Origin of the sequence: Saccharothrix sabaoui, from assembly GCF_051756985.1 — a bacterium.
Classification (GTDB): Bacteria; Actinomycetota; Actinomycetes; order Mycobacteriales; family Pseudonocardiaceae; genus Actinosynnema.
Genome location: NZ_JBPKJK010000169.1, coordinates 1 through 19,078 on the forward strand (window position 1 = coordinate 1; position 19,078 = coordinate 19,078).

A 19,078-nucleotide genomic window follows, 5' to 3' on the forward strand; every position below is an offset into this window, starting at 1 on the left:
CTGCTCGTAGCCCTCGACGACGCCGGTCTCCATGCCGGACGACAGGGCCAGGTCGCGCACCTCGACCGACTCGTAGACGCTCACCGCGTCGAGCCGCGTGCGGCCGTCGCCGAGGTCGGTCAGGGTGAGGGTCTCCAGGCACACGCCGTCCGGGAAGCCCTCGAAGGTGAACGTCTGCACGATCCGCGACGGCTCCCTGACCTCGTGGAACGAGCCGTAGAAGCCGTACTCCTCGTCGCCGCGGGTGTGCTTGTACCGGTACGCGCCGCCGGTGGTGGCCTCCCAGCGCTCGACCTGCATGGTCACCGAGCGCGGGCCGAGCCACCTGACGACCAGGTCGGGGTCGGTGTGGGCGCGGAACACGGCCCCGGGCGGGGCGGCGAACTCGCGGGTGATGCGGATGGTGGGTGCCGCCGGGTCGGCGGTGATGGTCGTTCCGGGGTGGGTGGTCGTGGTCATGACGCTTCTCCTCCACGCACGTCGGGTGCGGCCTCGTCGGCCAGGTCTGCGAGCACGGCGTCGAGCCGCCGGTAGCGCTGCTCGGCTTCGTGCCGGTAGCGCTCGATCCACTTCGTCATCAGGTCGAACACCTCCGCTTCGAGGTGGACGGGACGCCGCTGCGCCTGCCTGCTGCGGCTGACGAGCCCGGCGTCCTCCAGCACCCGCAGGTGCTTCGACACGGCCTGCACGGTCACGGAGTAGGGCTCGGCCAGCTCGTTGACCGTCGCGTCCGCCACCGCGAGCCGCGCCACCATGTCGCGCCGGATCGGGTCGGCCAGGGCCGAGAAGACCCGGGACAGCTGGTCGTCCACCGCCACCTCCTTGTTCAACCGCTCGGTTGAACACGACGATAGGCGTCGGGGCGACCGTGGTCAACCGTCCGGTTGAACAAGCTGGTCACGAGATCGGGTTCAGATCGGTGAACACCTCACGGCCCGAAGGGGCCGGCGGTGCGCTCCCCGTCTCCCCGCCGACACCACGCCCGGCACGTGACGCGCTTAACCTCAAGAGGTGCTCAAGCACCCATAACAGGACCGATGACGTGATCGATCCTGTGAGTGAGACCTCCGCGCCGGGCCCCTCCTGTGTGTGAACTGCACCAGACGGGGGACTAGCCTGGTCACGAGTGAGTCATTACCAAGAGCGAGATGGATAGAGGCGAGCGCCAGCCGTGTCCAGCAGCAGTCCTGCTTCTCAGTTCGGCCCCAATGAGTGGCTGGTCGAGGAGATGTACGAGCAGTTCCTCGCCGACCCGTCGTCGGTAGACCCTGCCTGGCACGACTTCTTCGCCGACTACAAGTCGACGCAGCGGTCGAGCGGCAACGGGGCTGGGACGGTGGCCGCGGAGAACGGCTCGACCACCTCGTCCACCGCCACCGCGACGAAGCCGGCCGCGGGCAAGCCCGCCGAGCAGGCACCCCGACCGGCCGCGGCCGAAGCCGCGCCCGCTCCGGCCAAGCCAGCTCCGGCCAAGCCCGCAGCCGCCAAGCCCGCGACCGCCGCACCGGCGGCGAAGCCCGCGGCCAAGCCAGCTCCCGCGCAGGCCGCCAAGGCCGCGCCGGTGAAGCCCGCCCAGGGCCAGGAGCAGAAGCAGCTCCGGGGCGCCGCCGCCGCCATCGCGAAGAACATGGAGCTGTCGCTCACCGTTCCCACCGCGACGAGCGTGCGCGCCGTGCCGGCCAAGCTGCTGGCGGACAACCGCATCGTCATCAACAACCACCTCAAGCGCACCCGCGGCGGGAAGGTCTCCTTCACCCACCTCATCGGGTACGCGGTGGTCCGGGCGCTCCAGGCGTTCCCGAACATGAACCGGCACTTCGCCGAGGTCGAGGGCAAGCCCTTCGTCGTCACGCCGGAGCACGTGAACTTCGGCCTGGCGATCGACCTGCCCGGCAAGGACGGCTCCCGCTCGCTGGTGGTGGCCTCCATCAAGGGCTGCGAGGGGATGACCTTCACGCAGTTCTGGCAGGCGTACGAGGACCTGATCCGCAAGGCCAGGTCCGGCTCGCTGACCGCGGAGGACTTCTCCGGCACGACCATCTCGCTGACCAACCCGGGCACCATCGGCACCAACCACTCGGTGCCGCGCCTCCAGGCGGGCCAGGGCACGATCGTCGGCGTCGGCGCGATGGAGTACCCGGCGCACTTCCAGGGCACCAGCGAGCAGGCCCTGACCGACATGGGCGTCAGCAAGATCATCACGCTGACCTCCACGTACGACCACCGCGTCATCCAGGGCGCGGAGTCGGGCGAGTTCCTCAAGCGCATCCACCAGCTCCTGCTGGGCGAGGACGGCTTCTACGACGACGTGTTCACGTCGCTGCGGCTGCCGTACGAGCCGATCCGCTGGGTCGCCGACATCCCCGAGGGCGCGGTCGACAAGACCGCCCGCGTCATCGAGCTGATCGACGCGTTCCGCACCCGCGGCCACCTGATGGCCGACACGGACCCGCTGAACTACCGCCAGCGCAGCCACCGCGACCTGGACGTCCTGTCGCACGGCCTGACCCTGTGGGACCTGGACCGGGAGTTCCCGGTCGGCGGGTTCGCGGGCCAGGAGCGGATGAAGCTGCGCGACATCCTCGGCGTGCTGCGCAACTCGTACTGCCGCACGGTCGGCGTCGAGTACATGCACATCCTCGACCCGGAGGAGCGCCTCTGGATCCAGGAGCGCGTCGAGGTGCCGCACGAGAAGCCGCCGGCCTCCGTGCAGAAGTACATCCTGTCGAAGCTCAACGCCGCCGAGGCGTTCGAGACCTTCCTCCAGACCAAGTACGTCGGCCAGAAGCGGTTCTCGCTCGAAGGCGGCGAGACGGTCATCCCGCTGCTCGACGCGGTGCTGGACAAGGCCGCCGAGCACGAGCTGGACGAGGTCGTCATCGGCATGCCGCACCGCGGCCGGCTGAACGTGCTGGCGAACATCGTCGGCAAGCCGATCTCGCAGATCTTCCGCGAGTTCGAGGGCAACCTCGACCCGGGTCAGGCGCACGGCTCCGGTGACGTGAAGTACCACCTGGGCGCGGAGGGCAAGTACTTCCGCATGTTCGGCGACGGCGAGACCAAGGTGTCGCTGACCGCGAACCCGTCGCACCTGGAGGCCGTGGACCCGGTGCTGGAGGGCATCGTCCGCGCCAAGCAGGACATCCTCGACAAGGGCGGCGAGGGCTTCTCCGTGCTGCCCGTCGCGATGCACGGCGACGCCGCGTTCGCCGGTCAGGGCGTGGTCGCCGAGACGCTGAACCTGGCGCTCGTGCGCGGCTACCGCACCGGCGGCACCGTGCACGTCGTGGTGAACAACCAGGTCGGCTTCACCACCGCGCCGGAGAACTCGCGCTCGTCGAAGTACTCGACCGACGTCGCGAAGATGATCGGCGCGCCGGTGTTCCACGTCAACGGCGACGACCCCGAGGCGTGCTACTGGGTCGCGAAGCTGGCCGTGGACTACCGGCAGGCGTTCAACAAGGACGTCGTGATCGACATGGTCTGCTACCGGCGCCGCGGCCACAACGAGGGCGACGACCCCTCGATGACGCAGCCCGCCATGTACGACGTGATCGACACGAAGCGCTCGGTGCGCAAGACCTACACCGAGTCCCTGATCGGCCGCGGCGACATCTCCGTCGAGGAGGCCGAGAAGGCGCTCCAGGACTTCTCCTCGCAGCTGGAGCACGTGTTCAACGAGGTCCGGGAGCTGGAGAAGCACCCGATCAAGACCTCGCCGTCGATCGAGGAGGAGCAGCAGGTCCCGGCCAAGCTGCCCACCGGCGTCGACCGGTCGGTCATCGAGCGGATCGCCGACGCGCACGTCGACCTGCCCGAGGGCTTCACCCCGCACCCGCGCGTGAAGCCGGTGCTGGAGCGGCGCGCCAAGATGGCCCGCGAGGGCGGCATCGACTGGGCGTTCGCCGAGCTGCTGGCGTTCGGGTCGCTGGTGCTGGAGGGCCGCACGGTCCGGCTGGCCGGCCAGGACTCGCGGCGCGGCACGTTCGTGCAGCGGCACGCCACCCTGGTGGACCGCAAGAAGGGCGCCGAGTACACGCCGCTCCAGAACCTGGCCGACGACCAGGGCAAGTTCATGGTCTACGACTCGGTGCTGTCGGAGTTCGCGGCGCTGGGCTTCGAGTACGGCTACTCGGTGGCCAACCCCGACGCCCTCGTGCTGTGGGAGGCGCAGTTCGGCGACTTCGTCAACGGCGCGCAGCCGATCATCGACGAGTTCATCTCGTCCGGTGAGGCGAAGTGGGGCCAGGTGTCCGACGTCGTGCTGCTGCTGCCGCACGGCCACGAGGGCCAGGGCCCGGACCACACGTCCGGCCGCATCGAGCGCTTCCTCCAGCTGTGCGCGGAGGGCTCGATGACCATCGCGGTGCCGTCGACGCCGGCGAACTACTTCCACCTGCTGCGCCGCCACGCCCTCGACGGCGTGAACCGCCCGCTGGTGGTGTTCACCCCCAAGTCGATGCTGCGCCTGAAGGCCGCGACCAGCCCGGTCGAGGACTTCGTCGAGGACCGCTTCCAGTCGGTCATCGACGACAAGGCCGCGAAGAAGGACAGCGTCACCAAGGTCCTGCTGTGCAGCGGCAAGATCTACTACGAGCTGCTGGCCGAGCAGGAGAAGCGCGGTGCGCAGGACGTGGCGGTCGTGCGCGTCGAGCAGCTCTACCCTGTCCCGGCGCGCAAGCTGACCGAGGCCCTGGAGAGCTACCCGAACGCCACCGAGGTCCGGTGGGTGCAGGAGGAGCCGGCGAACCAGGGCGCGTGGCCGTTCTTCGGCCTGGCCCTGCCCGAGCTGCTGCCCACGAGGTTCACGGTGAAGCGCGTGTCGCGCCGCCCGATGGCCGCCCCGTCCGCCGGGTCGTCCAAGGTGCACGAGGTCGAGCAGCGCGAGCTGATCGCCAAGGCGTTCGAGTAGGCCGTTCGAGGTGTGCTGGTCGAGCCGTCGGGGCGCCACGTCCCGGCGGCTCGGCCGTTTCCCCCGTTTTTCGCTTGGGAGGGCGACGTGTACTTCACCGACCGCGGTATCGAGGAGCTGGAGAAGCGGCGCGGCGAGGAGGAGGTCACGCTGGCGTGGCTGGCCGACAAGCTGCGGGCGTTCGTGGACGCGAACCCGGAGTTCGAGACGCCGGTCGAGCGCCTGGCCACGTGGCTGGCGCGGGACGACGAGGACGACTTCGAGGACTGATCAGCCGAGCCGGAGCGCCGCCGCGGACTCGATGAGGCCCGAGCGCTCCAGCTGACCGAGCACCTCGTCGATCGTCTCGGGCGGGTTGGTGCGCTCGTCCACGATCTGCTGCACGCACGAGTAGACGACCCGGTCGTTGATGCCGATCAGGTCCAGGACGAAGTCGTCCGGGCTCTTGGCCTCGATGTCCCACCTGCACAGGTACTCGGCCGGGAAGTCCTTGAGGTTGTCGGTCACGATCACCTGGGCGCCCGCCCGGATCGCCGCCGCCAGGACGTGCCGGTCGTCCGGGTCGGGCAGTTCGAGCCCGCTCACCAACGACTCGTAGCCGTTGACGAGGCAGTCGGGCACCGAACGGTTGATCAGGTCGCGCAGTCTGTGCCGCTTCTGCTGCGCGATGCCCCGCCGTTCGAGGGCGCGGTCGACCTCGTCGAGGATCCGGTCGGTCCACTTCGCCTGCACCAGACGCGCACAGGCGACCCTGAGGAGCAGGTTGCGCACGGTGTTGCCGTACAGGGCACAGGCGTCGTAGATCACGACGAACGCCATTCAGTCTGTTCCCAACTCCTGGTCGAGTCGCGTCAGCTCGTCGACGACCTGCTTGCGCGCGAGGTCGTCCCGCCGCATGTAGTCCATCAGCGCGTCGAACCGGACGCGACGGTGCCTGCCGACCAGTCGGTACTCGATCTCGCCCCGTTCGAGCAGGCTGATCAGGTACGGCCGGGAGACGTTCAGGATTTCGGCGGCGCTCTGGGTGGTCAGTTCGGCGTTGACCGGCATGATCCGGACACCTTGGCCGTTGGCCATGGCGGCGAGGACGTGGACGAACATCTCGACCGCCGGGCGCGGGAGCACCAGTGCCTCGCCGGGGCCGCCCTCGACCAGTATTTCGAGTTCTTCGGCCTGCCCACCGGACGACGTCAGGTAGTCCTTCACCCGCCTCAACGCACGCGCCGCGATCTCGGCGTCGACCACACCGGGTGCCACGTTCGCCGCTTCGACCTTCACCATCGCCGTCACCCCCTGGTCGAATTATTCGCAACAATCGAAGCGAACGCAACAAGTGTCACCCGTCCGCGCGGTACCGGCGACCCCGCGGCGTCGAGTCACGGATCAGGCACACCCGCCCGGTGCGGTGCTCGTCCTCGCGGCCTCGACGACGGCGCGGCCGGCGCTGACGATCGACTCGGCGCGGTCGGCGCGGTCGAGGTTGAGGTAGCCGGCGAGCATCGCGCCGTCGCGGAGGAAGATCAGTTGGTCCACCGCCGCGGCGGGGTCGGTGATCCCCAGTCGCACCAGCAGGTCGCGCAGGTAGGCCGCGAACCAGGACCGGTGGGCGGCGACGGCCCGGCGCACGGGGTGGTCCGGGTCGGCGTACTCGGCGGCGGCGTTGATGAACGGGCAGCCGCGGAAGCCGGGCGAGCAGCTCAGCCCGGAGATGCCGTGCGCGATGGCGACGAGCGTGTCGCAGGCGTCGGAGGCCCGGTCGCGGAACTCCTCCAGCGCGTGCCGCTCGACCGCCGCCCGGCCCTCGACGTAGGCCACGACCAGGTCGTCCTTCGTGGGGAAGTGCCGGTAGAAGGTCACCTTGCTGACGCCCGCCTCGGCGATCAGCCGGTCCGCGCTGACCGCCCGGATGCCCTCGGCGTAGAAGTGCTCGTCGGCCGCCGCGAGGATGCGTTCCCGGACGGACGGGGTGGGCCGCGCGTCGTCGGCCTTCGCCTCGGCGGCGGTCTGCGCCATCGCGGTTCCCCTTCCCTCGGCCGGGTCTCTCCGGGTCGTGCCGGCCAAGTCTACTGACGTACTAGTTCGTCTACCTGACGACGGACGCCGCCACGCGCCGGTTGTGAAGCAGCGCACCTTCCGTTGCCCCGAGCAGCGCCGGCGGCCAGGCTGGCGACTGCCGGTAGGTAGACGAACTAGTACGTCTACCTACCGGGTCACGAGCCGAAGCGCCTCCGACCGTTGGGAACCCCATGACCGCCACCACCGCTCCGACCGCGACCGGCCTCGCGCCGGCCCTCCGACGCCTCTACCTCGTCCGCTTCGCGTTCGCCCTCGCCTGGGCCGGCTCGCTGTTCGCGACCGCGTCGGGCATCGGCCCGGTGAGCGGGGCCCTGCTCGTGCTCTACCCGCTGTTCGACGTGGCCGCGGCCGTCGTCGACGCGCGCTCGTCCCGGACGACCGGGTCCACCCGGGGCCTGTACCTGAACATCGCGATCAGCACCCTCGCCGGCGTCGGCCTGGCGGTCGCCGTCACGTCCGGCGTCCCGGCGGTCCTGCGGGTGTGGGGGGCCTGGGCGATCGCGTCGGGGATCGTCCAGCTCGTCGTCGGCGTCGGGCGGCGGGGGCTGGGCGGCCAGTGGGCGATGATCGCCAGTGGCGGCCTCTCCGCCCTGGCCGGGACGACGTTCGTCCTCCAGGCGTCCGGCGAGGGCGCGTCGCTGGGCACCCTGGCCGGCTACGCCCTCGTCGGCGGGATCTTCTTCCTCGTCTCGGCGCTGCGCCTCGGCCGCGCCGGCAGGGGCTGACACGACGACCGGCGCGCGACCCCGACCCGGTGACGCCCACCGCCCGCAAGGGGCGGCGGGCGTCCCACTCCTACCAGGCGTCCCACTCCTACCAGGCGTTCCGCTCCTACCAGGCGTAGGACTCCGGGGCGGGCTTGCTGCCGTTCGGGCCGGGGGCCGGGAACAGCTCGTCCAGCTTCGCCAGGACCTCGTCGTCGAGCGCGATCTCGACCGACCGGAGCGAACCGTCCAGCTGCTCCATCGTGCGCGGGCCGATGATCGGCGCCGTCACGCCCTCCCGGTGCAGCAGCCACGCCACGCCCAGGTGCGCCGGGTCCTCACCCAGGTCGGCGGCCAGCTCCTCGTACGCCTCCACAGCGTCGCGGTGCTTCTCCAGGGCCTTGGCGCTGCGCTCGCTGGTCCCCCGCGACCCGCCGCCCTCGCGCTGCTTGCGCAGCACGCCGCCCAGCAGACCGCCCTGCAACGGCGACCACGGGATCACGCCGAGGCCGTAGTGCAGCGCCGCCGGCAGCACCTCCAGCTCGACGAAGCGGTTCAGCAGGTTGTAGATCGACTGCTCGCTGACGAGGCCGAGGAAGTGCCGCTCGCGCGCGGCCTCCTGCGCCTGCGCGATGTGCCACCCGGCGAAGTTGGACGACCCGAAGTAGACGACCTTCCCCTGCTGCCGCAGCACGGAGAACGCCTCCCAGATCTCCTCCCACGGGGTGTTGCGGTCCACGTGGTGCATCTGGAGGAGGTCGATGTGGTCGGTCTGGAGCCGCCGCAGCGACTCCTCCGCCGAGCGCCGGATGTGCAGGGCGGACAGCCGGCCCTCGTTCGGCCAGTCCCCCATGTCGCCGTACAGCTTGGTCGCGATCACGGTCTTCTCGCGCCGGCCACCGCCCTGCGCGAACCACCGGCCGATGATCTGCTCGGTGACGCCCTCGCCCTTCTGCCAGCCGTAGACGTTGGCCGTGTCGAAGAAGTTCAGGCCGTGCTCGTGCGCGCGGTCCATGATGGCGTGGCTGTCGGCCTCGGACGTCTCCGGGCCGAAGTTCATCGTCCCCAGGCACAAGCGGGACACGGAGAGGCCGGAACGGCCGAGCTGGGTGTACTCCATGCCACCAGCCTGCCCCAGGTCGTGGGGTTCGACCACCGGGGACGAACGGCGGTCCCGGGAACGGGTCAGCGCACCCGGACGCCCTCCCGCCACACCGCGTGCGTCAGGGGCACGCCGGGGCGGTAGGCGAGGTGCGTCGCGGAAGGTGCTTCGAGCACGTGGACATCGGCCCGCGCGCCGACCGCCAGGTGGCCGACGTCGGTCCGGCGGAGCGCTCGCGCGCCGCCCAGGGTCGCGGCGGTGACGGCCTCCTCCACCGACATGCGCATCTGGAGCACGGCGGTGGCCACGGCGAAGGCCATGGACGTCGTGTACGAACTGCCGGGGTTGCAGTTGCTGGCCAGGGCGACGGTCGCGCCCGCGTCGAGCAGGCGGCGCGCGGGGGCGAGGGGTTGCCTTGTCGACAAATCGCACGCGGGCAACAGGGTGGCGACGGTCGCCGAGTGCGAGAGCACTTCCACGTCCGCGTCCGACAGGTAGGTGCAGTGGTCGACGCTCGCCGCCCCCACCTCGACCGCCAGCCGCACGCCCGGCCCCTCGCCCAGTTGGTTCCCGTGCACGCGCAGCCCGAGCCCCTTGGCCGCCGCCGCGCGCAGGACCGTCCGCGACTCGTCCTCGTCGAACGCCCCGCGCTCGCAGAACACGTCCGCCCACCGTGCGTGAGGCGCCACGGCGTCGAGCATCGCGCCTGCTGCGAGAGATACGTAAGCATCTTTGTCAACGTCCTCGGGCACCAGGTGGGCGCCGAGGAACGTCACCTCGTCGACCAGTTCCGACGCGATGCGCGCCGACCGGACCTCATCGGCGACGGTCAGGCCGTAGCCGGTTTTGGTCTCGATGGTGGTGGTGCCTTGACGAGCGGCTTCTTCGACGTGCTTGAGCACGTTTGCGATGAGCGCGTCGTCGGACGCCTCGCGCGTCGCGCCCACGGTCACCATGATGCCGCCGGCGGTGTACGCCTGGCCCGCCATGCGGGCCTCGAACTCGGCGGTGCGGTCGCCCGCGAAGACCAGGTGGGTGTGGCTGTCCACCCAGCCGGGGAGGACCGCGCGGCCGGCCGCGTCGACCCGGGTGTCGGCGGGCGGGGCGGCCGAGGCCGGGCCCACCCACCGGACGTGCGAGTCGAAGACGATCGCCGCATCGGTCAGGCGGCCCAGCTCGGGGTCGTTGGTCGTCAGTTCACCGATGTTGGTGACCAGCGTGCCGGCGCTCACCGTCGCACGAACCGCTGCCAGGCGTCGGCGGGGAACGCCAACCGGCCGCCGCTCGGCGACTTCGAGTCCCGCACCGCCACCAACGGCGGGGAGAACGCCACCTCGACGCAGTTGTCGTTCCCGCCGCTCCCGCTGCGACTGCTCTTGCGCCAGATCGGACCGGTCACGTTCACGGTGGGCCGCCCTCTCACTCGAACTCGGCACGAACCCGCTCGATCAAGGCGACCGACTCGGGTGGAGCCAGGGCGAGTCCGAGCAGATTGTTGAACAACACTGTAGCCCGGGAGACCTGTTCCGGATCTTCGCTGTGCAGCGCCCCCGTCGCGTAGGACACGTAGAGCAGGGGCGATTCCGCCGGATCGGGGAAGTGGAGGAGGGTGAAGGGACCGCGCTGCCCCGCATGGGCCCCGATGGTCCGCGGCAGCACCCGGAGGTCGACCGTTTCCAACTCGGCCGCCATCACCAGGTACTCCAACTGCCCCCTCATCAGGGCACCGCTCCCGATGCGTTGGCGCAGCGCGGTTTCGTCGACCAGGGCGGTCAGGTGCAGGGGGTTCTCCTCGGCGGTCAGCCGGCGTTGGCGCACCATCCTGACCTTGACGTGGGCGGCCAACTCCGGCTTGCTCCAGCGCTGGCCGCTCTCCAGCACCGCACGGGCGTAAGCCTCGGTCTGGAGGAGGCCGGGGACGTGCAGGAGGGTCAACTCCCGCACGGCCACCGCCTCGGTCTCTATGTCGACATATCCCATGTTGCGGAGGCCGTAGGTGGTCCACCAGCCGGGCTTCAGGGCCTCGCGCACCTGGTCGAGCAGGTCCGGCGCGTAGTGGTCGTAGACGTCCATCATCGTGCGGGCCAGGTGGACGTCGACCTTGGTCTCCCCCGCCTCGATCCGGTACAGCGAGTTCCGGTGCTTGTCGAGGCGCGCGGCGGCGTCCTCGATGGTCATCCCGGCTTCCTCGCGCATCCGGCGCAAGCGGCGGGCCAACTTCCGGCGGCGGAACGACGGGCGGATCGGCATGGGGCCATGATGGGCGGGTGGGGTCCCGGAACCGGGAATCCCGTTACCCGATCAGGTGACTGCTCCCCTGCGGCTCAGGTGAGCACTTCCCGCAGCGCCTCGCGCAGCAGCCTCGGCACGTCGCCGAGCGTCTCGTGCACGCCGTCCCGCGCGATCACCCGGCCGCCGACCACGACGACGGACACGTCCGACGCGGTCGCCGCCATCACGACCTGGTCCGGTTCCACCCCCGTCGTGCGCACGGAGTCCAGCCTGACCGACACCAGGTCGCACGGCGCGCCGACCTCGATGCGCCCCGCCTCCGGCCACCCGATCGAGGCGTGGTTGGTCAGCGCCGCGAGCAGCTCCGCCGGGCTGAACCGCCCCCTGCGGCCGGTGCGCAGCCGTTCGCCGTGCTCCAGCGCCCGGGCTTCCGCCAGCAGGTCCACCACGGCGTGCTGGTCGCTGCCCAGGGACAGCGGCGACCCGGCGTCGGCCAGTTCGCGGGCCGGGCCGATGCCGTCGGCCAGGTCGGCCTCCGTGGTGGGGCAGAAGCAGACCCCGGAGGACGCTCCACCCAGCAGGGAGATGTCCTCGGGCGTCAGGTGGGTGCCGTGGACGGCGGTGGTGCGGCCGGTGAGGGCGCCGGCCTCGGCGAGCAGGCCGGTGGGCGTCAGGCCGTACGCGTCGAGGCACGCCCGGTTCTCGGCCGGCTGCTCCGACAGGTGCACGTGCAGCGGCCGGTCCGGGAACGCGCCCGCCACCAGCGGCAGCAGCTCGCGCGGCACGGCCCGCACGGAGTGGATGGCCGTGCCGATCCGCATCCCGTCGTCGGCGCGCAGCGCGGCGACCCGGTCGAGCCAGCGGTCGCCGGTGCCGTCGGAGAACTTCGCCTGCACGCCCCGCACCGGCTCGCCGATGCCGCCCGCCAGGTAGCAGGCGTCCAGCAGGGTGATGCGGACGCCGGCGTCGCGGGCGGCCTGGCGCAGCGCCTCGGCCATCTCGTTGCCGCCGGCGTGCAGGTAGTGGAACTCGCCGACGGCGGTCACGCCGGCCACCGCCATCTCCGCGTACACCGCGCGGGCCAGCCGCAGGTAGCTGTCCGGCGTCAACCGGTCGGCCAGCTCGTACATGGCGTCGCGCCACGTCCAGAACGTGCCGCCGCCGCCGTGCGTGCGCCCGCGCAGCGCCCGGTGGAACGCGTGCGAGTGCGCGTTGGCGAACCCGGGCAGCACCAGGCCGTGCAGCCGCTCCACACCGAGCGGGATGGTGTCCACCGTGGACACGGAGGTGATCCGGCCGCGGTCCACGCGCACCAGGACGCGGGGGGCGACGCCGTCCGGCAGCCACGCCCGTTCGCACCAGTAGCTCCTCACCGGGCGGTTCCCGCGGACGCCAGGTGCTCCAGGGTCGCGGCCAGCGCCACCACGCCCGCCGCGCAGTCGTCCGCCTCGGCGAACTCGGCGGGCGCGTGGCTCACCCCCGTGGGGTTGCGCACGAACAGCATCGCGGTCGGCACGTGCGCGGCGAGGATGCCCGCGTCGTGCCCGGCCCCGGTGGGCAGGGCGGGGGTGTCCTCACCGATGGCTCGTCGCACGTCGGCCATCAAAGCAGGGTCGAAGAGCACCGTGCCACCCCAGCTCTCCTCGGCGACCCGCACCTCGCACCCCTCGTCGGCGGCGGCGAGGCGGGCGGCGGAGGTGATCCGCTCGACCACCTCGCGGGTGCGCGGCTCGTCGTCGGCCCGCGCGTCGAGCCACACGTCGACGGACGAGGCGATCACGTTCGTGCCGCCGGGGTTGGGCACGATCCGGCCCACGGTCGCCCGCGCCCCGTCACTGGCGGCCTGCCGCGCGGCCACCACCAACCGCGCGGCCGGGAGCATCGGGTCGCGGCGGTCCCCCATCACCGTCGCGCCGGCGTGGTTGCCCTCGCCGGTGAACGTGTAGCGCCACCGGCCGTGCGCCAGGATCGACGACGCCAGGCCCACCGGCACGTCCAGGCCCCGGCCCTGCTCGACGTGCAGCTCGACGAAGGCGCTCGTGCGGGCCAGGGCAGGTGCGTCGGGTCCCATCCGAAGGGGGTCGAAGCCCGCCGCGTGGGCCGCTTCGCCGAACGTGACCCCGTCCGCGTCGGTCAGCCGGGCCGCCGCCTCGGGCGTGATCGCGCCGGTCATCAGCCGCGACCCCAGGCAGGCGACGCCGAAGCGCCCGCCCTCCTCCTCCACGAACACCACGATCGCCAACGGCCTCGCCGGCCGGAACCCCCGGGAACGCAGCAGGTCCACGGCCCGCAACGCGGACACCACGCCCAGCGGCCCGTCGAACGCCCCGCCGCCGGGCACCGAGTCCAGGTGGCTGCCGGTCACCACCGCGCCGGGCCCCGGCGCGCCCCACCACGCCCACAGGTTGCCGTTGCGGTCCGGCCGCACGTCCAGCCCGCGCCGCCGCGCCTCCTCGGTGAACCACTCGCGCAGCTCCAGCTCCACCCGGTCGAACCCGTGCCGCGAGTACCCGCCGCGCCGGGCGTCGCGGCCGACGTCGGCGAGGTCCGCGAGGTCGGTCACCGCTCACCGGCCATCGGGACGACCACACCGCGCTCGGCGGCCACGTCGACCGCCCGCTGGTAGCCCGCGTCCACGTGCCGGATCACGCCCATGCCCGGGTCGTTCGTCAGCACCCGCTCGATCTTGCGCGCGGCCAGCTCCGAACCGTCGGCCACCGTGACCTGCCCGGCGTGGATCGACCGCCCGATGCCGACCCCGCCGCCGTGGTGCAGCGACACCCAGGTCGCCCCGGACGCCGTGTTGACCAGCGCGTTGAGCAGCGGCCAGTCGGCGATGGCGTCCGAGCCGTCCGCCATCGCCTCGGTCTCCCGGTACGGGGACGCGACCGAGCCGCAGTCGAGGTGGTCGCGGCCGATGACGACCGGCGCGGACAGCTCGCCCGACGCGACCATCTCGTTGAACTTGAGCCCGGCCCGGTGGCGCTCGCCGTAGCCGAGCCAGCAGATGCGGGCGGGCAGGCCCTGGAACTCGACCCGCTCGCCGGCCATCCTGATCCACCGCGCGAGCTTCTCGTCCTCGGGGAACAGCTCCAGGACCGCCCGGTCGGTGGCGGCGATGTCGGCCGGGTCGCCGGACAGCGCGGCCCAGCGGAACGGGCCCTTGCCCTCGCAGAACAGCGGCCGGATGTAGGCGGGCACGAAGCCGGGGAAGTCGAACGCCCGCTCGCAGCCGCCGAGCTTCGCCTCGCCGCGGATCGAGTTGCCGTAGTCGAACACCTCGGCGCCGCGGTCGAGGAACCCGACCATCGCCTCCACGTGCCGCGCCATCGACGCCCGCGCCCGGTCGGTGAACTCCTCGGGCTTCCTCGCCGCGTAGTCGGCCCAGTCGTCGACCGACACGCCGACCGGCAGGTACGCCAGCGGGTCGTGCGCGGAGGTCTGGTCGGTGACGACGTCGACCGGCACGTCGCGGCGCAGCAGCTCCGGCAGCACCTCGGCGGCGTTGCCGATGACGCCCACGGACAGCGCGCGGCCCTCGGCCTTCGCCGCCAGCACGCGGGCGACCGCGTCGTCCAGGTCGTCGGCGACCTCGTCCAGGTAGCGGGTCTCCACGCGGCGGCGGGCGCGGGCCGGGTCGGCCTCGACGCACAGCGCGACGCCCTCGTTCATGGTCACCGCGAGCGGTTGCGCGCCGCCCATGCCGCCCAGGCCGGCCGTCACCGTCAGGGTGCCCTTCAGCGTGCCGCCGAACCGCTTGTCGGCCACCGCGGCGAACGTCTCGTAGGTGCCCTGGAGGATGCCCTGGGTGCCGATGTAGATCCACGAGCCGGCCGTCATCTGGCCGTACATGGTCAGCCCCTCGGCCTCCAGCCGGCGGAACTCCGGCCAGTTCGCCCAGTCGGGCACGAGGTTGGAGTTGGCGATCAGCACGCGCGGCGCCCACTCGTGGGTGCGCATCACGCCCACCGGGCGGCCGGACTGCACGAGCAGCGTCTCGTCGTCGGCCAGGTTCGCCAGCTCGCGCGAGATGGCGTGGAAGCTCGGCCAGTCGCGGGCCGCCTTGCCGGTGCCGCCGTAGACCACCAGGTCCTCGGGGCGCTCGGCGACGTCCGGGTCCAGGTTGTTGTGGAACATCCGCAGCGCGGCCTCGGTGGGCCAGCTGCGCGCGGTCAGCTCGGTTCCTCGTGCGGCGCGGACCATCAGATCGCTCCATTCCGGATGAGTTCCTCGGCGGCGGCGATCTCCGGGGCGAGGTGGCGGTCCGGGCCGGGGCCCGGGACGTGCTCGCGGAGCGTCGCGACGGCCGCCGCGGTGGCGGGTGCGGGCGTGAGCGGGTGGCGCAGGTCCAGCGCGCGGGCCGCGGTGAGCAGCTCGATCGCGAGGACCCGGCGCAGGCCGTCGACGGCCTGGCGCAGCTTGCGGGCGGCGGACCAGCCCATCGAGACGTGGTCCTCCTGCATGGCGCTGCTCGGGATGGAGTCCACCGAGGCGGGCACGGCCAGGCGCTTGAGCTCGCTCACGATCGCCGCCTGCGTGTACTGGGCGATCATGTGGCCCGAGTCGACGCCCGGGTCGTGCGCCAGGAACGGCGGCAGGCCGTGCGAGCGGTTCACGTCGAGCATCCGATCGGTGCGGCGCTCGGCGATGCTCGCCACGTCGGCGACCGGGATGGCCAGGAAGTCCAGCACGTAGGCGAGCGGCGCGCCGTGGAAGTTGCCGTTGGACTCGACCCGGCCGTCGGCCAGCACCACCGGGTTGTCGATGGCGGAGGCCAGCTCGCGGTCGGCGACCACCTCGGCGTAGGCGACGGTGTCGCGGGCCGCGCCGTGCACCTGCGGCGAGCAGCGCAGCGAGTAGGCGTCCTGGACGCGCGTGCAGTCCGGGCCGCGGTGGCTCTCCACGATCTCCGAGCCGCGCAGGAACCCGGCCATCCGCCGCGCCGAGAGGCCCTGGCCGGGGTGGGGGCGCAGCGCGTGCAGGTCCTCGGCGAACACGCGGTCGGTGCCCAGCAGGGCCTCCACGCTCATCGCCGCGGTCAGGTCGGCCACGTCGAGCAGGTGGTGCAGGTCGTGGATCGCGAGCACCAGCATGCCGAGCATGCCGTCGGTGCCGTTGATCAGCGCCAGGCCCTCCTTCTCGGCCAGGCGGACCGGCGTGATCCCCGCGTTCGCCAGGGCCTCGGCGGCGGGCAGCAGCACCCCGTCGGCGTCGCGCGCGAACCCCTCGCCGGTCAGCGCGAGGGCGGCGGCGGACAGCGGGGCCAGGTCGCCGGAGCAGCCCAGCGAGCCGAACTCGTGCACGACGGGCGTGATGCCCGCGTTGAGCATCGCGGCCATCGCCCCGGCGGTCTCCGGGCGGACGCCGGTGTGCCCGGTGGTGAGGGTCTTCAGGCGCAGGAGGACCAGCGCGCGGACGACCTCGCGCTCCACCTCGGGCCCCGAGCCGGCCGCGTGCGAGCGGACCAGGGACTGCTGGAGGGCGGCCCGGCGGTCCGGCGGGATGTGCCGCACCGCCAGGGCGCCGAACCCGGTGGAGACGCCGTAGGTCGGCTGCTCGGCGGACGCCAGGCGCTCGATGTGGGCCCGCGCGGCGGCGACCGCCTCGCGGGCGGACTCCGTGATCTCCACGCGCGCGCCACCGCGGGCGACGGCGTGGACGTCGTCGCGGGTCAGGGGCTTGAGGCCCAGCTGCACGGGTTGCTGCATGGGCCCATCCCACCCCGGTTCCCGGGCCCGCACGACCCGGGAACCCCCGATGGTGTCTGGTATCCCAGACGGCCTACCAGCGGGCGAACCAGTCCACCCTGGGGCTCGGGTCGGTCGTGACCTGCCCGGCCACCTCGGCCAGCTCGTCCTCGGTGCCCAGGTCGTCCGGGGCGCCCGGGGCGCGCTGCACGGCCAGGTACCGCGCCGGGCGCAGCTCCACGACCAGCACGCCGCGCTCCGGGTAGAAGGAGGCGGGGCGCCCGAGCGCGGTGGTCCGCCGGGGCTCGCCGACCTGGCCGTCGCCGCTGCCGAAGCTGACCACGTAGGGGCGACCCCGGTGCTCGCCGCCGGCCTGCGCGGTCCACCGGTCCAGGCCCGTGCCGTGGAGGGAGAACCCCGTCGAGCCGTTCAGCGACACCGGCACCGGCATCGGCCTGTCGTCGCGCGCGGTCGACTCCGCGATCGACTTCATCACCGCGCGCGGGTCGGCCACGCCCTGCGGCGACAGGGACAGGAAGCGGGTCGGCTCGGGCTGCCAGTACAGCAGGTCCCCGATGTAGAAGGCCGGTGCGCCGCGGACGGTCGTCCGGTCCGCCGGGGCCGCCTCCGCCATCCGGGCCGTGAGCATCTCCACGTCCTGGAACTTCACGCCGAACGTGATCACCTGCGTGCTCCCGCCGGGCCCCTCGTAGCCGCGCTCGACGCCGTACGCCGCGTAGCTCCGCAACTGCTCGACGAACCCCGGGGGCATCCACGCGGGCGAGTACTCCAGCGACACGGTCCGCACCGCCGGGCCGGGGGCGGACGTCGACGTGGCGGAGATGGCGGGTGGCGCGGTCTCGGCGACCGGGCGGGTGGTGACCGCCGTGATCGCGACGGTGGCCGCGGCGGCCGTGGCGGCGGTCGCGAGGACCAGGAACAGCGGCTTGCCGGACCTGCGCGGCCGGTGGAGGGCGGCCAGCACGGGGCCGGGCGGCGGGGTGCGCTCGGCGCGCAGCTCCAGGGCGTCCCGGAGCAACTTCTCGGTGCCGGTCTTCCAGGCGTCGTTCACAGCGCCTCCTTCACCCGGTGCGCCGCGCGCAGCGTGGCCAGCGCGCGGGAGACGTGACTGCGGACGGTGACCTGGGAGCAGCCCAGGACCGCGGCGATCTCGGTGTCGTCGTACCCCTCGTAGTACCGCAGCACGACGGCCGCCTTCTGCTTGCGGGGCAGCTTGTCGACGTGCTGGAGCATCGCCTCGCGCTCGTCGTAGCGGTGCGAGACGTCGGGATCGGGTGGGTCCACGTCGCTCAGCGGCACGTGCGGCCGCAACCGCCGCCGCCAGCTCAGGTACTCGTTGGTGACCATCTTCTTGAGGTAGGCGACCGGCGCGTCCACCGCCGCGATGCGCGCCCACCGCTGCTGGGCGCGGAGGAGGACCTCCTGGACCACGTCCTGGGCCAGGTGCGGGTCGCCGGTCAGCACGGTCGCGTAGCGCAGCAGCGGGGTGACCTGCGCGGTGGCGAAGTCCTCGAAGCTGGTCGTCATACCCCTCCAATGCGGTCCGCCGCCGATTTGTTGAGAATGGGCCCGTGGGCGGCAGCAGCGACGTGCCGGCACTGCGGCGCGGCCTCGCGGTGCTGCGGCTGCTGGCCAGCAGACCGGGGCCGCTGTCGGCCGCCGCCGTGGCGCGCGAGCTGGCGCTGCCCCGCTCGACGACCTACCACCTGCTGGCCGAGCTGGCCGCCGCCGGGTTCGCGACCCACTTCCCCGAGGAGCGGCGCTACGGGCTGGGCGTGGCCGCGTTCGAGCTCGGCTCCGCCTACCTGCGGCACGACCCGCTGGAACGGCTCGCGCGCCCCCTGCTGCGGCGGCTCGTGGACCTCGTCGGGCGGACCGCGCACCTCGGCGTGCTGCACGGCGCGGAGTCCCTCTACCTGGTGCGCGAGCAGCCCCGGCAGCCCACGACGATCGTGTCGGACGTCGGCGTGCGGCTGCCCGCGCACCTGACCGCGTCCGGCCGGGCCGTCCTGGCGCACCTGCCCGCGGCGCAGGTGCGCGCCCTGTTCCCGGGGGTGTCGTCGTTCGTCGACCGGACCGGGCGCGGCCCCGCCGACCTGCCCGCCCTGCGCCGCCTGCTGGTCGCCGAGCGCCGGCGCGGCTGGGCCGTGGAGGACGGCTACGTGACGGCCGGGTTCGCGTCGGTGGCGGCGCCCGTCTTCGACCACGGCGAGCGGCCGATCGCGGCGATCACGGTCACGTTCCGGCACGTGTGCGAGGCCGAGTGCGGCGGGACGTGGCCGGACCTGGCGGCGGAGGCGCGGCGCACGGCCGACGAGCTGACCTCGCGGTTGCGGTAGGGCGG

General features: G+C 72.5%; 19 protein-coding genes. 4 read left to right on the forward strand and 15 right to left on the reverse strand.

What is annotated here, in order from left to right:
- Both ACR807_RS34745 and ACR807_RS34750 read right to left on the reverse strand, forming a co-directional pair.
- Window positions 1-459, reverse strand: a 459-nt coding sequence (locus tag ACR807_RS34745; RefSeq protein WP_438925734.1) for an SRPBCC family protein, incomplete at its 3' end; no start/stop codon positions are given.
- On the reverse strand, window positions 456-812 hold the full coding sequence (locus ACR807_RS34750) for an ArsR/SmtB family transcription factor (protein WP_438925735.1): 357 nt from the start codon (window positions 810-812) through the stop codon (window positions 456-458). The genes ACR807_RS34745 and ACR807_RS34750, both read right to left, overlap by 4 nt.
- Window positions 813-1,171: 359 nt before the next feature.
- On the opposite strand from ACR807_RS34750, the gene ACR807_RS34755 reads away from it, so the two are divergent.
- Both ACR807_RS34755 and ACR807_RS34760 read left to right on the forward strand, forming a co-directional pair.
- A complete protein-coding gene (locus tag ACR807_RS34755; RefSeq protein WP_438925736.1) occupies window positions 1,172-4,912 on the forward strand; it encodes a multifunctional oxoglutarate decarboxylase/oxoglutarate dehydrogenase thiamine pyrophosphate-binding subunit/dihydrolipoyllysine-residue succinyltransferase subunit in 3,741 nt (1,246 codons plus the stop codon).
- Between the two features lie 87 nt (window positions 4,913-4,999).
- Entirely contained in the window at window positions 5,000-5,182 is a 183-nt protein-coding gene (locus ACR807_RS34760; protein WP_438925737.1) for a DUF6104 family protein, read from the forward strand.
- Here ACR807_RS34760 and ACR807_RS34765 read toward each other — a convergent pair whose 3' ends face one another.
- The 3 genes from ACR807_RS34765 to ACR807_RS34775 all read right to left on the reverse strand — a co-directional run bounded on the left by ACR807_RS34765 (window position 5,183) and on the right by ACR807_RS34775 (window position 6,925).
- Window positions 5,183-5,731: a VapC50 family PIN domain-containing toxin gene (locus tag ACR807_RS34765; protein WP_438925738.1), complete on the reverse strand. Its 549-nt coding sequence runs from the start codon at window positions 5,729-5,731 to the stop codon at window positions 5,183-5,185.
- A complete protein-coding gene (locus tag ACR807_RS34770) occupies window positions 5,732-6,193 on the reverse strand; it encodes an excisionase family DNA-binding protein (protein WP_438925739.1) in 462 nt (153 codons plus the stop codon).
- A 102-nt stretch (window positions 6,194-6,295) separates the two neighbouring features.
- Window positions 6,296-6,925: a TetR/AcrR family transcriptional regulator gene (locus ACR807_RS34775; RefSeq protein ID WP_438925740.1), complete on the reverse strand. Its 630-nt coding sequence runs from the start codon at window positions 6,923-6,925 to the stop codon at window positions 6,296-6,298.
- Between the two features lie 233 nt (window positions 6,926-7,158).
- Here ACR807_RS34775 and ACR807_RS34780 point away from each other — a divergent pair, with 233 nt between their 5' ends.
- Complete coding sequence (locus tag ACR807_RS34780) at window positions 7,159-7,713, forward strand: hypothetical protein (RefSeq protein ID WP_438925741.1); 555 nt, start codon at window positions 7,159-7,161, stop codon at window positions 7,711-7,713.
- Between the two features lie 106 nt (window positions 7,714-7,819).
- Here ACR807_RS34780 and ACR807_RS34785 read toward each other — a convergent pair whose 3' ends face one another.
- The 10 genes from ACR807_RS34785 to ACR807_RS34830 form a co-directional block, all read right to left on the reverse strand.
- The gene (locus tag ACR807_RS34785; RefSeq protein WP_438925742.1) at window positions 7,820-8,812 is read right to left on the reverse strand and encodes an aldo/keto reductase; all 993 of its coding nucleotides are present in this window, start codon (window positions 8,810-8,812) and stop codon (window positions 7,820-7,822) included.
- A 65-nt stretch (window positions 8,813-8,877) separates the two neighbouring features.
- A complete protein-coding gene (gene hutI, locus ACR807_RS34790; RefSeq protein ID WP_438925743.1) occupies window positions 8,878-10,026 on the reverse strand; it encodes an imidazolonepropionase in 1,149 nt (382 codons plus the stop codon).
- Entirely contained in the window at window positions 10,023-10,199 is a 177-nt protein-coding gene (locus ACR807_RS34795; protein ID WP_438925744.1) for a DUF397 domain-containing protein, read from the reverse strand. The genes hutI and ACR807_RS34795 overlap by 4 nt, the downstream gene beginning before the upstream one ends.
- A 14-nt stretch (window positions 10,200-10,213) precedes the next feature.
- Window positions 10,214-11,044 (reverse strand): helix-turn-helix domain-containing protein, encoded by an 831-nt coding sequence (locus ACR807_RS34800; RefSeq protein ID WP_438925745.1) that lies wholly within the window; start codon window positions 11,042-11,044, stop codon window positions 10,214-10,216.
- A gap of 74 nt (window positions 11,045-11,118) precedes the next feature.
- Window positions 11,119-12,399, reverse strand: coding sequence for a formimidoylglutamate deiminase (locus ACR807_RS34805; protein ID WP_438925746.1), 1,281 nt, complete (start codon window positions 12,397-12,399; stop codon window positions 11,119-11,121).
- Complete coding sequence (locus tag ACR807_RS34810) at window positions 12,396-13,589, reverse strand: allantoate amidohydrolase (RefSeq protein ID WP_438925747.1); 1,194 nt, start codon at window positions 13,587-13,589, stop codon at window positions 12,396-12,398. The genes ACR807_RS34805 and ACR807_RS34810 overlap by 4 nt, the downstream gene beginning before the upstream one ends.
- On the reverse strand, window positions 13,586-15,229 hold the full coding sequence (gene hutU, locus ACR807_RS34815) for a urocanate hydratase (protein WP_438925748.1): 1,644 nt from the start codon (window positions 15,227-15,229) through the stop codon (window positions 13,586-13,588). The genes ACR807_RS34810 and hutU overlap by 4 nt, the downstream gene beginning before the upstream one ends.
- Window positions 15,229-16,734, reverse strand: a complete 1,506-nt coding sequence (gene hutH, locus ACR807_RS34820; RefSeq protein ID WP_438925749.1) for a histidine ammonia-lyase — start codon at window positions 16,732-16,734, stop codon at window positions 15,229-15,231. Before hutH ends, hutU begins: the two co-directional genes overlap by 1 nt.
- A 73-nt stretch (window positions 16,735-16,807) precedes the next feature.
- Window positions 16,808-17,785, reverse strand: a complete 978-nt coding sequence (locus tag ACR807_RS34825) for a hypothetical protein (RefSeq protein WP_438925750.1) — start codon at window positions 17,783-17,785, stop codon at window positions 16,808-16,810.
- Window positions 17,782-18,261 (reverse strand): SigE family RNA polymerase sigma factor, encoded by a 480-nt coding sequence (locus tag ACR807_RS34830; protein WP_438925751.1) that lies wholly within the window; start codon window positions 18,259-18,261, stop codon window positions 17,782-17,784. Before ACR807_RS34830 ends, ACR807_RS34825 begins: the two co-directional genes overlap by 4 nt.
- Window positions 18,262-18,305: 44 nt before the next feature.
- Between ACR807_RS34830 and ACR807_RS34835 the strand changes: the two genes are divergently transcribed.
- Window positions 18,306-19,073 (forward strand): IclR family transcriptional regulator, encoded by a 768-nt coding sequence (locus ACR807_RS34835; protein ID WP_438925752.1) that lies wholly within the window; start codon window positions 18,306-18,308, stop codon window positions 19,071-19,073.
- The last annotated feature ends 5 nt before the right edge of the window (window positions 19,074-19,078 follow it).

Bases quoted from the DNA above. Each gene is read 5' to 3' on its own strand.
- ACR807_RS34785 (WP_438925742.1), bottom strand. From the start codon at position 8,812: ATGGAGTACACCCAGCTCGGCCGTTCCGGCCTCTCCGTGTCCCGCTTG.
- ACR807_RS34800 (WP_438925745.1), bottom strand. From the start codon at position 11,044: ATGCCGATCCGCCCGTCGTTCCGCCGCCGGAAGTTGGCCCGCCGCTTG.
- ACR807_RS34780 (WP_438925741.1), top strand. From the start codon at position 7,159: ATGACCGCCACCACCGCTCCGACCGCGACCGGCCTCGCGCCGGCCCTC.
- hutU (WP_438925748.1), bottom strand. From the start codon at position 15,229: ATGGTCCGCGCCGCACGAGGAACCGAGCTGACCGCGCGCAGCTGGCCC.
- ACR807_RS34765 (WP_438925738.1), bottom strand. From the start codon at position 5,731: ATGGCGTTCGTCGTGATCTACGACGCCTGTGCCCTGTACGGCAACACC.
- ACR807_RS34830 (WP_438925751.1), bottom strand. From the start codon at position 18,261: ATGACGACCAGCTTCGAGGACTTCGCCACCGCGCAGGTCACCCCGCTG.
- ACR807_RS34775 (WP_438925740.1), bottom strand. From the start codon at position 6,925: ATGGCGCAGACCGCCGCCGAGGCGAAGGCCGACGACGCGCGGCCCACC.
- ACR807_RS34770 (WP_438925739.1), bottom strand. From the start codon at position 6,193: ATGGTGAAGGTCGAAGCGGCGAACGTGGCACCCGGTGTGGTCGACGCC.
- hutH (WP_438925749.1), bottom strand. From the start codon at position 16,734: ATGCAGCAACCCGTGCAGCTGGGCCTCAAGCCCCTGACCCGCGACGAC.